Source organism: Actinocrinis sp. (assembly GCF_035650855.1).
Classification (GTDB): domain Bacteria; phylum Actinomycetota; class Actinomycetes; order Streptomycetales; family Catenulisporaceae; genus Actinocrinis.
Genome location: NZ_DASRGV010000004.1, coordinates 24,601 through 38,927, shown reverse-complemented (window position 1 = coordinate 38,927; position 14,327 = coordinate 24,601). Strand labels below are relative to the sequence as shown.

Below are 14,327 nucleotides of genomic sequence, written 5' to 3'. Positions count from 1 at the left end.
ACACGAACAGGAGTGAATATGGCAGAAGGAACTGTCAAATGGTTCAGCGTGTCCAAGAAATACGGATTCATCACCCCGGATGACGGCGGCAAGGACGTGTTCTTGCACATGACCGCCCTCACCGCGGCGAACATCCCCTCCCTCGACGACGGCACGCGGGTTTCCTTCGAGCTCGAACAGGACAGTGACCGGGTCGCCGCGGTCAACCTGGCCGTGCTGCCGGCGGTTGGCGCCGCCGGCTGACGGAACGCCGCCTTCCTCGGGCGTGGCGGGTGAGCGAGCGCCGACTGCGCGAGCTGTGGCCTGACCCGGCGGGCTCGGCGCTGTTCGAACCGATTGCGGGCTCGCCGAGGCGGTGTCCTGTGGCCTGCTCACGCGCGGCGGCCGGCGCCTGCGGCGCGCATCGCGTGGGGTTCGCTTCCCGGCTCATTCGGGACTATCTGCGTCCGGCTCGAACGCTGAAAGGGATCTTGTGCCAGTCTCCTATGGTTTTCTCAGTACCTATCCTCCGACCCAGTGCGGGTTGGCCACGTTCAGCCAGGAGCTGTTTCGGCATCTGACCAGCAGTTCCGAGGGAAGTGCGGTCGTGCGGGTGCTCGGCCCGACGGAACTCGGCCCGGATCGCGCCGACGGCATTGTCGGGTATCTGCTGGCCGACTCGCGGCTGTCGAGGTTGGTGGCGGCCGCGAAGCTCAACCGCCATGACGTCGCGGTGATCCAGCACGAATACGGCATCTACGGGGGCCGTGACGGCGAGCAGGTCCTCGACGTGCTCGCCCGGTTGCGCGTGCCCGCCATCGTGGTGCTGCACACGGTGCTCGCCCGCCCGACGGCGCATCAGCGCTCCACCCTTGAGCGGATCGTGGACGCGGCCGACGCGGTGGTGGTGATGTCCCGCATCGCCGAGGCCCGGCTCTTCGAGGGCTACTTGATCGAATCATCGAAGGTCTCGGTGATCGCGCACGGCGCGCACACGCGTTTCCCGGTGTTCGAGCCGCGCTCGGAGCCGTCCTGCGTCGTGCGCGAGCCGATGATCCTGAGCTGGGGCCTGCTGGGGCCGGGCAAGGGGCTGGAGTGGGCGATCGACGCGCTCGCGCATCTACGCGATCTGGTGCCGTCGCCGCGCTACCTGATCGCGGGGCAGACGCATCCCAAGGTGCTGGCACACGACGGGGAGGCGTATCGAGAGAGCCTGATGCAGCGCGCGGTAGTACGGGGTGTCGCCGGAATGGTGCGCTTCGACCCCACGTATCGTGACTCGTCGTCCTTGTTGCGTCTGGTGCGCAGCGCGGACGTCGTGGTGATGCCGTATGACTCGAGCGAGCAGGCGACCTCCGGCGTGCTGATCGAAGCGGTCGCGGCGCTGCGCCCTGTGGTCGCGACCCGGTTCCCGCATGCCCGCGAGCTGCTCGGCAACGGAAGCGGGTTGTTGGTCGATCACCGTGATCCGGTCGGGATCGCGGCCGCGCTGCGCAGAGTGCTGACTGAGCCCGGTCTGGCGGCGCGGATGAGTGCGAGCGCGGCCCGGATCGCCCCCGGTCTGGCGTGGAGCGGCGTGGCCGAGCGGTATCGGACCGTGGCCGCGGACTTGCTGGCCGAGCGCGCTGAAGCGGAAGCAGGCGTTCCGGCATGAGCGCGGGCACCGCGGCGGTCACGTCTGGCGCCCACCCGGGCCGGCCTTCGGATGAGGGCCTTGATATGCGGCATCTGCTGAGCCTGAGCGACGAGGTCGGTCTGCTGGAACACGCCTGCGGTGCGGCCCCGCGCCTGGAGCACGGCTACTGCGTCGACGACGCGGCGCGCGCCGTGGTGCTGCTGTGCCGCGAGCCGAGCCCGTCTGCAGCCGTCGCCGCGCTGGCGGCGAGGCATACGGTGTTCCTCCTGCGTGCGCAGGGCCCGGACGGAGGTTTTCGCAACCGGCTGGGCTACGACGGGTACTGGCAGGACGAGCCGGGCAGCGGCGACTGGTGGGGGCGTGCCCTGTGGGGACTGGGCACGGCCGCGGTGTGCGGCCGGGACTGGATTCGCGATGCCGCCCTGTCCTGTTTCGCGCACGGCGCCGCCCTGCGCTCGCCGCACGTGCGCGCTATGGCGTTCGCCGCCTTGGGCGCGGCGCAGGTCCTCAAGGCGCATCCTGTGCACCGTCCGGCCCGCGAACTGCTGGCCGACGCGGCGGCGGCGATCGGCCCAGACGGTCTCGACAGCGCATGGCCGTGGCCGCAGGAACGACTGCACTATGCCAACGCCGTGCTGCCGGAGGTCCTCATCAGCGCCGGGCACCTGCTGCGCGACAAGGCGACGCAAGAGCGCGGACTGCGCCTGCTCGGCTGGCTGCTGAAGAGCGAGAGCGTGGCGGGCCACCTCTCGCCCACCCCGGTCGGCGGCAGGTCGCCCGGCGATGGGCGGCCGGGATTCGACCAGCAGCCGATCGAGATCGCCGTCCTCGCCGACGCCTGCGCGACCGCGTTCGCGATCAGCGGCGACGTGCGCTGGGCGCGCGGGGTACGGCGCGCGGTGGCCTGGTTCGACGGCGAGAACGACGCTCGCGCGCCGATGCGCGACCCGGCCACCGGCGGCGGATACGACGGGCTGACCGCGACCGGGCCGAACTGGAACCAGGGCGCCGAATCGACCCTCGCGCTGCTCTCCACCTTCCAGCACCACCGGCGCCTTGAAATGGAAGGACATTGACTCTTCCGGACACCCGCGCCGACCGCCTCGTCGTGCGCAGCTCGTTGCGAATCGGCCCTGACCCACGGCGGGTGATCATCAAGCTGTTCGTGCCCGGGGAAGACGCGCCTCCGTACGGTTCGCGGGCCGCCGCGGTCATCAACCGCGTCATGTCCATGGACGAGGCGACCGTGAAAAGCGTCCTGACCGACACGATGCACCGCTTCGCGGCGCGCCACCGGGACCTGGCCGACACCTTCGCCGACCACTTCGACTCGATCAGTCACAGGCTGGACTCGGCCGCTCGCCCCTCGCGCGAGCGCCGCCAGTTGATCGGCGCCTACTTCAGTCATGAATACGCGATCGAGGGCGCCGCGCTGTGCAACCCCTCGATCGTCGCGCATCCCGACCAGGACGGCCTGCTGCCCGGTCAACTGCGGTTCATCCTGAGCGTGCGCGCGGTCGGCGAAGGGCACATCTCCTCGGTCGGGTTCCGCACCGGAGTGATCGGACCCGGCGACCGGCTGGAACTCGACGAGCCCGGCCCGTATCCGGCCACCGGCCGGCACCACCGGGTGCTGTGCGACCGCGCGCTGTTCGACGGCATCCTCGCCGAAGAAGGACACGACGATGAACTGGCCGCTTTCCTGCGGCGCAACCTGAGTCCGCGATTCACCGGCGACGAACTCGACCGCGCGCTCGCCGCCCTGCACCCGCAGCTGTTCACCCGCCTCAGCGCACACCACACCGTCGAGCGCATCCACGAGATCGCCGCGAACAACTACGTGGTCGAATTCCCCGCCGACAGCGCCCTGGACGAGCGCGTTCTGTGGCCGGTCGGCCGCTCCGAAAGCCACGGCATGGAGGACGCCCGATTCGTACGGTTCACCGAACCCGACGCCGCACCGGTCTACTATGCCACCTACACCGCGTACGACGGCCGGCACATCGCCCCGCAACTGCTGGAGACTTCCGACTTCCGAACCTTCCGCGCCTCCCAGCTGACCGGGGCCGCGGCCGCGAACAAGGGCATGGCCCTGTTCCCGCGCAAGGTCGGCGGCAGCTATCTGGCCCTGTCCCGCCACGACCGGGAATCCAACGCGCTGACGGCCTCCAGCGATCCACACATCTGGCCCGCGCCGCGGATCCTGCAGACGCCCGGGCAGCCCTGGGGACTGGTGCAGCTGGGTAACTGCGGCCCGCCGATCGAGACCGAGGCCGGCTGGCTGGTACTGACCCACGGTGTGGGACCCATGCGCAGCTACGCGCTCGGAGCGATGCTCCTGGACCTGCACGACCCCTACCGGGTCGTGGCCGCGCTGCCCGAACCGCTGATCATCCCGCAGGAGGATGAACGCGACGGCTACGTGCCCAACGTCGTCTACTCCTGCGGCGCACTCGTTCACCAGGACACGCTGATCCTGCCCTACGGCACTTCGGACACCCGCATCGCGTTCGCCCGCATCCGGCTGCTCGCGCTGATCGAGCGGCTCCAGGCCGCGCGCCGAACATACGGCGCGACGACCCAGACGGCAGCGCTCGAAGATGAGCGCGGCACCGCCCGAAAAGCGTGATCGGATCAGATCGGACCGGCCGTCGGCGCCCAGGCTTACGGGCTCAGGGAAGACCTGGGCCGGACGTTGGCCGTGGGCGTGAAATGGGCGCCGCGGCCCTGTCGCCTGCCCCGGGATGGGCGCATACTGGCGGTTGAGCACCCGTTCACGCAGCCGACCGAGTTCCCGATCAGGTCTAGACCATATGCCGGTCTCGAGATCCGCTTCGCTGCTTCATCCCGTACTGCGAGGTGGAACTCATGGCGACGGATTCCCGCGGCGGTCTGCAACCCGTTCCTGGTGGTGGCATCGACGAACGGATGAACGCGCAACACGGCGTGCGCCGGCGGATCGCGGTCTGGACGGGCGAACACCGAACCGGAGCCGGCACCGCACGAGCATCGTAATGTTCGGATACCGGCGGACCGCCCGTTGGGCGAACGGTTTGACACCGCGATCGTCGAAGCCCGCCCTCGTCGTCTGCGAAGCCGAGCAGATCGTCTGTCAGGAGTGGGAATCGCTGCTGCGGGACCGCGGTTGCCGAATGGAAACCGCGGTACAGACCGCGCTCGCCAACGGCCGTACCGCATACCGGCTGGCGGACGAGGCGCAACACGGCGGTGACCCCGACGAGATCCGTGCCGCCACCGCGAATCTGCGCGAGGCGCTGGAAGTGGCGCGCCGCAGCGTGCTCGCCGCGCAGCGGGTCCGTGAAGCGCTGCGTGCGGAGTTGGACCTGCTGGCCCGTTCATCCGGGCAGCGCCGGTGCGCGGCGCACGCCGATCAGAGCGGCCTGGCCGAGGCGGGCGCGGACGGGGGTGAGCCACCACGCGCCCCGGCGCGGGAGGTTCGATTCCGCGCGGTGACGCGGGATCGTGCCCGAGGCGCCGCTCGCTTGCTCAGACGCCTGATCAGGGCGTGCGCGACCGGCTGGCGGCGGCCGTGAACGATGCCGGTCGCAGGGCGAGAGGACATGCCACGACCGCGTTATGCGTTTCAGCCGGTTCAAGGTCCGCACGGCGTGACCGACTCCGATCCCGCCGAGGCGCCGTGACCAAGTCCAGCGAACACGCGCGAGGCACCAGGCCACCGGGATGGTCAGTATGCAGCTCGGGGTGAGCCTGGCCGAGGCCCTGGTGCGGCTGCGCGCGTATGCCTACGCCGAGGATCGCCTGATCGCCGAGGTCGCCGCCGACGTAGTGGGGGGTCGGCTGCGTTTCGATGAGCTCGAGACTTGACACAGCCGCCGGGCCGAACTCGCTGCCGCCCTATCGGCGCCGCCGTGCGGCACTTACCTTGGGGGCATGGGCGTGAACCGCGAACAGCAGCTGGGCGAGGCGTTCGTCGAGGTGGCCGACACTCTGGTCGACGACTTCGACGTGATCGAGCTACTGCACACCCTGGCTGAGCACTGTGTGCGGCTGCTCGACGTGGCCGCCGCGGGAATCATGCTGGCCGACCAGGATGGGCAGCTGCCCGCCATGGCCGCCTCCAGCGAGAGCGCGCGCCTGCTGGAGTTGTTCGAACTGCAGGCCGACGCAGGACCCTGTCTCGACGCGTTCCGTACCGGTGACCAGGTGGTCAACGCGGACCTCCGTGCGAACCAGCAGCGCTGGCCCCGCTTCGTCGAGGCCGCTTAGGCTACCGGCTTTGTCTCCGCGCACGCGCTTCCGCTCCGGCTGCGCACCACCGTCATCGGGGCGCTCAATCTGTTCTGCGCCCGGCCCGGGACGCTTAGCGAAACCGACGTGAGTACCGGGCAGGCACTGGCAGACGTGGCCACCATCGGCATTCTGGCGCAGCGCGGCGCCCAGCAGGCCGAACTGCTCATCACCCAGCTGCAGCGCGCGCTGGACAGCCGGGTGACCATCGAACAGGCCAAGGGGGTGCTGGCCGAACGCCGCCGGATCACCGTCGACGCGGCCTTCGCCCTGCTGCGCGACCACGCTCGCAGTCAGAACTTGCACCTGTCCGATCTCGCCCGCCAGGTCGCCGATGGTTCCACCACTGCCGTCGAACTGCTTCGTGCCTCGCAGCACAGCGCCCTGGACGGGCCTGGGCCGCAACCGGCCTGACCTCTTCGAGTTCGCGCGCAGCCTCCCGGCCGGTTCCGCGACGGTCGGTGCACGGCGCAGTCAGTCGGCCCGGGCCGCTCGCATCGGCGGACCTGTCCGCCGCGACCTGCCACCAGGGCTGTCCCGGACTTCGCGGCAAGTTCTGCTCGGCGTCCGGGCGCGGGGATCCTCGCGCGGAGTCAGATCGGAGGCTAACGGTCAGCTTCCCGAGGCTGCTCGTGCCGCCGGGCGGCTGTCGCGGCCGGGCCGCCGTCGGCCTCGCCGCCGGATGGGGTGGTCACCGGACGCAGGGGTGGTGTTGAAGTGGGCGGCGCGGCCCGCCGCGGGGCACCAGGACCTGGCGGCTGATCCGCGCGTGCAGCGCACGCGCGGCCTGCTCCGCCAGAGACTCGTAGACGACCCGAGGTCGTGGGTCGAAGGCGAACTACGAGACCTCGTGCGCGCTGTTCGACTCACACGCCGACCTGCCCGGCGCGGCGCCGTGGTGGCCCGGCATGCGCCAGCGGGACGGGACAGGGAGCGGTCCGCGGTCTTCATCCTGGGGCCGCCAGTCTCGCTCGAGCAGGGCCGAACGGCCCTCAGCGGGCTATGTGAACGTCCCTCCTGGTCGCTTCGCCAAGCGATCCGCGCGCGGCGGCGCAACGGGAAGCGGCGATGCTGCCGGATGCGGAAGAATCGCGGCCGTCTACAGCAGCCGTCTGATATGGCTTCCTGCTGCGAAGGCGGCTGATTCAGGAGGGCCGTCGAAGATCGAACCGCTGCCGAACGGCCAGGGCTCTCGCAGAGGTCTTAGTACCCTGTCGGCACCTCGGGCCCGCGGCCATACTTCTGACTAGGCAACCTACGGTACCGTAGGTTTGCACCGTCGGGTGACGGCGGCGAAGCCGGCCAGGGCGTCGATACGGCGGCACGATCGTTTCGTGCCGGGTCTCGTGCTCTACCGGCAGTTCGCGGCCGATCATGCCGCTACTCCCACTGAGGGGAGGTTGTGACGGTGTACCACGCAAACGCGACCGACCCCAGGATCATCCAGGGTGGCATGGGTGTGGCCATCTCGGGATGGCCACTGGCCCGCGCGGTCTCGATGACCGGACAACTCGGCGTGGTATCAGGAACCGCGTTGGAGGTGGTCTGCGCCCGGCGCCTGCAGCGCGGCGACCCCGGTGGGCATATGCGGCGCGCACTCGCGCACTTCCCTTTCCCGCAGACAGCGCAACGCATCATCTCGGCCTATTACCGGCCGGCCGACGCGGGACAGGACAAGCCCTTCCGGCCGACGCCGCGCTTCACCCTGAAGCCCGGCCGCGCCCTGCAGGAGTTGACCGTCGCCGCGAACTTCGCCGAGGTCTACCTGGCCAAGGAGGGGCACGCCGGGCTCGTCGGTGTGAACTATCTACGCAAGATCGAGCTGCCGCTGCCGTTCGCCTGCTACGGCGCGCTGCTGGCCGGCGTGGACCACGTGCTGGTCGGCGCGGGCAGCCCGGCGGAACTTCCCGAACTGCTGGAACGGCTCGCAGCGCGTGAACCTGGCGCCCTCTCGGTCCGCGTGCAGGGGAGCACCTCGGCCGACGGGGAGTTCGCCGCCCGCTTCGATCCGCGGGACCTGTTCGGCCCGTCACTGCCGGTGCTGCGCAAGCCCAGGCTCGACGCGATCGTCGCGTCCGTGGACCTGGCCGCCGCGCTGGCGGCCGACCCGGCCACCCGCCCCGACGGATTCGTGGTGGAGGGCCACGAGGCCGGAGGGCACAACGCCCCGCCGCGCGGACCGCGCCGCCTCGACCCAGGCGGGCAGCCGATCTACGACGAACGCGACGAGGTCGCCCCCGACGCCCTGGCCGGACTCGGCATCCCGTACTGGATGGCCGGCTGCTACGGCACTCCACAGGCGCTGGCGCGCGCCGAGGCCGCAGGCGCCCGCGGCATCCAGGCCGGCACCATCTTCGCACTCTGCCAGGAATCCGGGATGGATCCGAACTACAAGCAGCGCCTGCTGGCCCTGGCCGGCGAAGGACGAGAGCGACTGCGCACGGACGGACGGGCCTCACCCACCGGCTTCCCGTTCAAGCTGGCCGAGTTGCCTGACACGCTCTCGGACGAGCGGGTGTACAAGGAGCGCCCCCGCCTGTGCGACCTTGGTGTGTTGCGCAGCGCCTACCGCAAGCCCGATGGCAGCGTGGGATACCGCTGCCCGTCAGAACCCGTCGACATCTACGTCGAACGCCACGGCGGGCGGGAAGCCAACACCGTTGGACGCGCCTGCCTGTGCAATGGCCTGCTGGCCACCGCAGGCCTTGCTCAGCAGCGTGCGGGCGGCTACACCGAACCGCCGATCGTCACGGCGGGAACCGATTTCACCGGCGTACGTCACCTGATCTCCCGGGCGCACGACGGACGGACTTACACCGCCCGCGACGCAGTCGACTATCTCCTCGGGGAATAGCAGGAGTCCGCAGGCCGAGTTCGAGTACGGCGAGCTGGATTCCGGCCGACGCCGCCTCTCTGAATCGGCATGTGACAGACAGCCGCAGAACGAATAAAGGGGAGTATGCTCGGAGAACTGGCGGCATTTCGCGCACCGGCAACCAAGTCTGTGTCGTCGCGAGCGATACAGAAGCGGGATCACTGTGTGATCCGGAGTCAGGTGTCTCGGGATGTCGAACGATGACCCCGCTCAGCCAGCCTTCGCAGGCAGGCCGAAAGTACCTTCCGCGCAGCCCACGATGACGCCGAACAAACCGGCGCTGAGGGTTCTGTCAGCCGGTGCGGCTTTGAGACCTCCGTTCTCCGGCCTGCCGGCCTGGCTTGGCAGGCCGCCGCTCGCGCACTGGACTGACGCGGTCCGTTCATACGCCCGAGCCCGGCGCCGCCGGATCACGCGCGGCGCAGGGTGTCATTAGGTTGACGCGCATCGCGGCGGGCCGTCGAGTGGGCTCGCAGCTGTCCGCGTTCCCCGCTCAGAGATCGCTGACGAGGCTCCCCAAGATCGAGCGCCGTACTCCCCGACAGATTTGGCATCCCGTTATGGGCGACCGCCTTACCGCCGACGCTCCACACCGGTGATGTTCACCAAGGAGACAGAGAGATTGACTCGCAAGGAAAATCGGCTTCGCGGAGTAAGGATCGGTGGTGGCCCCGTGGGCGACACCACCCGAGGCCTGTCAGCCGAGCGGACCCAGGTCGAGTACTTCTGCACCCGCGGCCACCAATGCAGTCGCAGCTTCGCAGTCCAGGCTGCGATACCGGAGATTTGGGACTGCCCGCACTGCGGCCTGCCGGCGGGGCGCGACCAAGACAACCCGCCGTCGAAAGCGCTCGTCGCGCCGTACAGGACACACCTGGCCTATGTGCGGGAACGCCGCAGTGACGCAGAGGCGGAAATACTGCTCAATGAGGCCCTCGCGAGGTTACGCGACTGCTGAGGGGGAAACCCCCGCTCAGTAGTATCGCGACCGCCGGCCGAGCGCTATCGCCTCTACGTGGTAGTCGCGGGCGTCTCCACCCGCCACGAGTTCGTCGATCTTGGCGGCGGCTTGTTCGCGAGACGGGTAGCGATAGGCGTTCGCCCTGACAAAGGTGACTCCGTCCGCACCCCATGACCTGCCCCAGTAGCTTCCAGTGTCGGTCGCGACGATCCAGTCCTCGGAGCCCATGCTTGTCAGGCTATGCCGTGTGGAGGGCGTTCACAACGATTTGCGGCCCTTGATCGGGCCGTTCACAGTCCGCCGGAGCGTGGATCGGCACTCGAAGGGTCGTATGCCGCGGCTATTGCGGCTATGCTGAGGCCAGCAGTGTGTTCGGTTTTCCGACCGGCGGCTGCGGCTCCCCGCAACATCGGCTTTCCGAACGCGGGTTGAGCGGATTGGAACAGGCCAGCCTGCGCTTCTCGGTGTGTCTTTCCGCGGGCGCGGGCTGGTCGCCGGCGCCGTACTCACAAGCGCACCACCCGCGAAGCACACGGTCCGGAGCCCGACGGGCCCTCCCGCGCGTGGATGTAATCTCGCCGCCCGGTCGTTACAGGCAGCCGTTAGACAGGATGTGCAGCGCAGTGCGGCGCCCCATGACACATCACGGGGCGCCGCACTGCGAATTCTTCTGCGGTCACAGACCTAGAGCGGCAGGATGTTCGCTGCCTGAGGCCCCTTGGGGCCTTGGGTGACCTCGAAGGTGACGTTCTGTCCTTCGCGCAGTTCACGATAGCCCTGGGTGGCGATCGCGGAGTAGTGGGCGAAGACGTCGGGGCCGCCGCCGTCCTGCTCGATGAATCCGAAGCCCTTCTCCGCGTTGAACCACTTCACAGTGCCAGTTGCCATGCGTTTCTTCTCCTTCATGGGGTGAGCGCTCCGGATCAGAGACTTTTAGAACCGCGCCGCGCTCGCGCCCATATTCGGGCAACTCTACACGTTTACGCCGGAGGTTGGCGCTGCGCGGCCGAGAACAGCCTGCGCGAGACCGCGGTAGCTGGCCGCGATGCCCGGCCAGGCGAGGCGCGGCGCGAGTTGTCCGCTCCTGTTCTGCATGGTGTCGGCCAGCCCGGGCTCGGTCAGTACCCTGCGCAGCGCCCGCGATAGAGCGACAGGGTCCTGGTACGGGACGACCAGTCCCGCTCCATCGCCGAGCAGCTCGCGCGCGTACGGGAACGCGGTCGCGACCACAGGGCGCCGTGCCGCAACGGCCTCGGCGAGCACGGCCGAGGTGGTCCTATCGCGGGAGTCATAGGGCAGCAGCACCACGTCGGCCCGGTGTATCAGCGCCGCCAGCGCCACGGGGGTGCGGTAGGTCGAATCGAATTGCACGTGGCCGGTCACGCCGCCCTCGCGGGCCAACCGGTACAGCGACTCACGGTACGCATCCCCATCTCGGGCAGCGACGCGCGGATGAGTCTGGCCGCAGACCAGGTAGCGGGGCATGGGGTCCATATCGCGCATCAGGCCGAGTGCGGCCAGGGCCCATTCGATCCCCTTGCCCGGACCGATCAGCCCCCAGGTCAGTATGGTCGGCGGTTGCGGGCCGGCGGGACGCCGGTCAGGGCGTGCCGGCGTCACGGCTGCGGCTCCGCGCGGGATCACGCTGATGCGGTCAGGCGCCACGCGGTACTCCATGACGAGCGTCGCCGCATCCGCGTGGGAGAGCACAACGACGGCGGACGCCGCGTCGACGACGCGCTGGAGAACGAGGCGTCGATGGGGCGCCGGGGCCGCGGGCACGGTGTGCAGGACGATGATCTGGGGCTTCTCGACTGCTTCGAGCACGGCGAGAACCTCGTCACCGTCGGGCCCGCCATAGATGTCGAAGTCATGCTGCACGATCGTGACGTCGCACCGGTTGAGCGCTTCGATCGCCGGCCCGGCGCTCCACGGACGCCCATTGACCAACTGCACCGTGTGGTCCTGGCGCGCCTTGGGGCGAAGCCGGTCGACCACCTGTACGACGCCGCAGCGCTCTGCGGCCGCAGGATCGTGCAGGTGCTGCGCCAGCGCGAGGCTGAAGGTCGCAAGGCCGCAGCGGGTCGGTGGGAACGTGCTCAGGAAGCCGTACGTGACCATCTTGGACCTATCTGACCGTGAGCGGATCGTCAACTGGAGCGTCGGATCCGTACGACCGGCGCCAGGCGGAACCCGCTCCCGGCACCGACCGTATGCTCGGCCGATGACGCATGCGCGCCTTGATGCCGGGAGGGATACTTATAAAAGCCGCCGCGGAGCCGATTGCTTCGATTATGAGCGCGGGATTCTTGGCCCCGGTTGATTTCTCGCGCCTTTGCCGCCGACCGTTTCGCGGAGTGTTGAGCAGCGGCCTCAGCGGTGCGCGTCGGCGGCGGGCCCGGAGGAGCTTTGGTTCGGCATCGTCAGACACCTAACTCCGAATCACCTTGGCAATCCGGATTCTCATATCACTCGCGGCGACACCGACGTCGATTGCCGATGTGCGAAATATCGCGGGCAATTCGAACTCTACCACCCTTTGCGGGCGAAGGCGCCTGACTCGGACGGCGGCTCTCAGCGCGAAATCCCTACGGCGCCGGGGTCGGCCCGGGCTGGAAAGTCGGCGCGGTGGCGAGCAGGGCGGACGCGGATTGCACGTTTCCGGATTCGGCGGCGGCGGCCATGAGGCGCGCGGCGGTGTCGGGATCGAGCTCGGGAGGCACGACCAACAGGTCCCATCGCCCGCCTCGACGGTAGGCGAGAAGACAGATGTCGTGCCGGTCCTGCTCGGCGTCGAACCAGCCCACCCGTACGACGTGCGTTCCGGTGCGCACCCGCCGGGGGATGTCAGGCCACATGTTCACGTTCACGGTGGCGCGATCGACCTTGCCCCACACCTTGTCCAGCTCGGCGATCAGCGGCGGTAGTTCGCGTGCGAGGTCGCGCGAGCGCGGCCACCATGCGCCGTTCACCATTCCCGGATGGCTGCCGGCGGGTTTCAGGCTGATGCGCGCGTCGGGCGGTGCGGGAGGCTCGGGATCGAGGGGAGGGGCGACGGTCGTGGTCACGGTGCCGACCTGTCTCGGGCTGGTGATCGCCCGCTGTTGCCGTTCGCCGGAGACGATCCCGCCGAGGAGGGCGGTCTACGAGGTGCCTTCGGTGATCTGAGCCTACTCCGGTTCTGGTGCGCCGTCGCCGCGTAGGTGGCACGCGCGACCGGGTCCCGGCCCGGGGCGGGGCGGGATGGTCATGTCGCGACCCGATTTTCGGCGCGGGCCGCTATGAGCGCTCTGGCCAGCGAGCGGTAGCTGCCGGCGATGGTGTTCCAGTCGAAGCCGGGGGCGAGGCCCGCGCAGCGATCGGCCATCTTGGCGGCCAGGCCCGGCTCCGTCAGAACCCGGCGTATCGCGTGCGCCATCGCCCAGGGATCCCGGTGCGGTATCAGGAGCCCGGCGCCGTCGGCGAGCAGTTCGCGGGCTTGCGGGAAACCGGTGGCGATCACCGGGCGTCCGGCCGCGATCGACTCGACCAGCACTCCAGAGCTGGCCTTGATGGTCGAGTCATAGGGCAGCAGCACCACGTCCGCTTCGCGTACCAACGCGGTGAGCGCCGTGATCGCGCGGTAGGCGGGGTCGAACTCGACCAGGTCTGCCACGCCGAAGCGCTGGGCCTGCCGGTGCAGGTAGGCGCGGTAGGACTCGCCCTGCTCGGCGAGTACTTTCGGATGGGTCCGGCCGGCGATGAGGTACCTGGGGGCTGGACGAAGGTCACGCAGCTGGCCGAGCGCCGCTATGGCCCACTCGATTCCTTTTCCGGGACCGAGCAGGCCCCACGTGAGCACGGTGGGCGGGCCGTCGGGGCGTGGGCCCGGCTGCGAGGAATCGGCTGTCAGGGCTCCCTGCGGGATCATGCTGACGTGAGCTGCGCCGATTCGGTAGGAGTCGGTGAGCGTGAGCGCGGCGGTCCGAGACAGGACTACGACAGCGCTGGACGCGTTGATGATCCGCTGGAGCACCTGGCGCTTGTGCGGCGTCGGGGCGGCCGGCACCGTGTGCAGCACGGTGATCACAGGCTTTTCCACGCCGGCGAGCACATCGAGAACCTCCTCGCCATCCGGGCCGCCGTAGACGTCGAAATCGTGTTGGACGATGACGACGTCGAACTGGTTGAGGGCGTCGGCGGCGCGCAACGCGCTCACCGGCCGACCGCTGACGAGCCGCATGGCCGTGTCGCCGAGCTCGTGCTCTGACAGCGCGTCGACCACATGGACGACCCCGCAGCGCTCGTCTGCCCTGGGGGCCTCGAGATGGTGCAGCAGCGCTACGCAGAACGTGGCCAGTGCGCACTTCGTGGGCGGATAGGGACTCAGAAAGCCGTAATTGACCATTGGTGCGGTACCTCGCAGGCGGCGTCGGTTGACGGCAGACCGCTCGGGCGTCCGAATGATCGGCCTCACGCGGGAGAAACCCTCAACCCGGCAGTGCGGCCTGCCGGAAACGCATGGTGCGCCAAGAGGGAGAAGGACGAGCGCTGCACGGCGACGCTGAGAGCTCCGCGCCCCGAGTGGGGGTTCGTCGGATCCGGCCCGGGCGGGAGGAGACCCAACA

Annotated in this window: 15 protein-coding genes; 10 read left to right on the top strand and 5 right to left on the bottom strand. The window is 69.3% G+C overall.

The genetic code is table 11. The annotated features are described in order from the left end of the window. The first annotated feature begins 18 nt into the window (after positions 1-18). The 10 genes from VFB40_RS00520 (at position 19) to VFB40_RS00475 (ending at position 9,717) form a co-directional block, all read left to right on the top strand. On the top strand, positions 19-243 hold the full coding sequence (locus VFB40_RS00520) for a cold-shock protein (RefSeq protein WP_324847234.1): 225 nt from the start codon (positions 19-21) through the stop codon (positions 241-243). A gap of 280 nt (positions 244-523) precedes the next feature. Then, entirely contained in the window at positions 524-1,633 is a 1,110-nt protein-coding gene (locus VFB40_RS00515) for a glycosyltransferase (RefSeq protein ID WP_324847233.1), read from the top strand. A gap of 65 nt (positions 1,634-1,698) precedes the next feature. Beyond that, positions 1,699-2,691 (top strand): glycosyltransferase, encoded by a 993-nt coding sequence (locus tag VFB40_RS00510; RefSeq protein WP_324847232.1) that lies wholly within the window; start codon positions 1,699-1,701, stop codon positions 2,689-2,691. Continuing rightward, positions 2,688-4,244: a glycoside hydrolase family 130 protein gene (locus VFB40_RS00505; protein ID WP_324847231.1), complete on the top strand. Its 1,557-nt coding sequence runs from the start codon at positions 2,688-2,690 to the stop codon at positions 4,242-4,244. Before VFB40_RS00510 ends, VFB40_RS00505 begins: the two co-directional genes overlap by 4 nt. Before the next feature lie 523 nt (positions 4,245-4,767). After that, positions 4,768-5,169, top strand: coding sequence for a hypothetical protein (locus VFB40_RS00500; protein WP_324847230.1), 402 nt, complete (start codon positions 4,768-4,770; stop codon positions 5,167-5,169). A 148-nt stretch (positions 5,170-5,317) separates the two neighbouring features. Further along, complete coding sequence (locus VFB40_RS00495; RefSeq protein WP_324847229.1) at positions 5,318-5,461, top strand: hypothetical protein; 144 nt, start codon at positions 5,318-5,320, stop codon at positions 5,459-5,461. A 66-nt stretch (positions 5,462-5,527) separates the two neighbouring features. Next, positions 5,528-5,863 carry a GAF domain-containing protein gene (locus VFB40_RS00490; RefSeq protein ID WP_324847228.1) on the top strand — a complete coding sequence of 112 codons (336 nt, stop codon included), beginning with the start codon at positions 5,528-5,530 and terminating at the stop codon, positions 5,861-5,863. A 108-nt stretch (positions 5,864-5,971) separates the two neighbouring features. Beyond that, positions 5,972-6,298: an ANTAR domain-containing protein gene (locus VFB40_RS00485; RefSeq protein ID WP_324847227.1), complete on the top strand. Its 327-nt coding sequence runs from the start codon at positions 5,972-5,974 to the stop codon at positions 6,296-6,298. A 994-nt stretch (positions 6,299-7,292) separates the two neighbouring features. Next, complete coding sequence (locus VFB40_RS00480; RefSeq protein WP_324847226.1) at positions 7,293-8,738, top strand: nitronate monooxygenase; 1,446 nt, start codon at positions 7,293-7,295, stop codon at positions 8,736-8,738. Positions 8,739-9,357: 619 nt separating this feature from the next. Next, a complete protein-coding gene (locus VFB40_RS00475; protein ID WP_324847251.1) occupies positions 9,358-9,717 on the top strand; it encodes an RNA polymerase-binding protein RbpA in 360 nt (119 codons plus the stop codon). 15 nt (positions 9,718-9,732) lie between these two features. Here the strand turns inward: VFB40_RS00475 and VFB40_RS00470 are convergent, their stop codons facing one another. From VFB40_RS00470 to VFB40_RS00450, 5 genes are all read right to left on the bottom strand, one after another. Further along, positions 9,733-9,948 (bottom strand): hypothetical protein, encoded by a 216-nt coding sequence (locus tag VFB40_RS00470; RefSeq protein WP_324847225.1) that lies wholly within the window; start codon positions 9,946-9,948, stop codon positions 9,733-9,735. A gap of 456 nt (positions 9,949-10,404) precedes the next feature. Continuing rightward, the gene (locus VFB40_RS00465; protein WP_211469225.1) at positions 10,405-10,608 is read right to left on the bottom strand and encodes a cold-shock protein; all 204 of its coding nucleotides are present in this window, start codon (positions 10,606-10,608) and stop codon (positions 10,405-10,407) included. A gap of 84 nt (positions 10,609-10,692) precedes the next feature. After that, positions 10,693-11,841: a glycosyltransferase gene (locus VFB40_RS00460; RefSeq protein ID WP_324847224.1), complete on the bottom strand. Its 1,149-nt coding sequence runs from the start codon at positions 11,839-11,841 to the stop codon at positions 10,693-10,695. A 467-nt stretch (positions 11,842-12,308) separates the two neighbouring features. Next, positions 12,309-12,788 (bottom strand): DUF5994 family protein, encoded by a 480-nt coding sequence (locus VFB40_RS00455; RefSeq protein WP_324847223.1) that lies wholly within the window; start codon positions 12,786-12,788, stop codon positions 12,309-12,311. 179 nt (positions 12,789-12,967) lie between these two features. Then, a complete protein-coding gene (locus VFB40_RS00450; protein ID WP_324847222.1) occupies positions 12,968-14,107 on the bottom strand; it encodes a glycosyltransferase in 1,140 nt (379 codons plus the stop codon). Between the last annotated feature and the right edge of the window lie 220 nt (positions 14,108-14,327).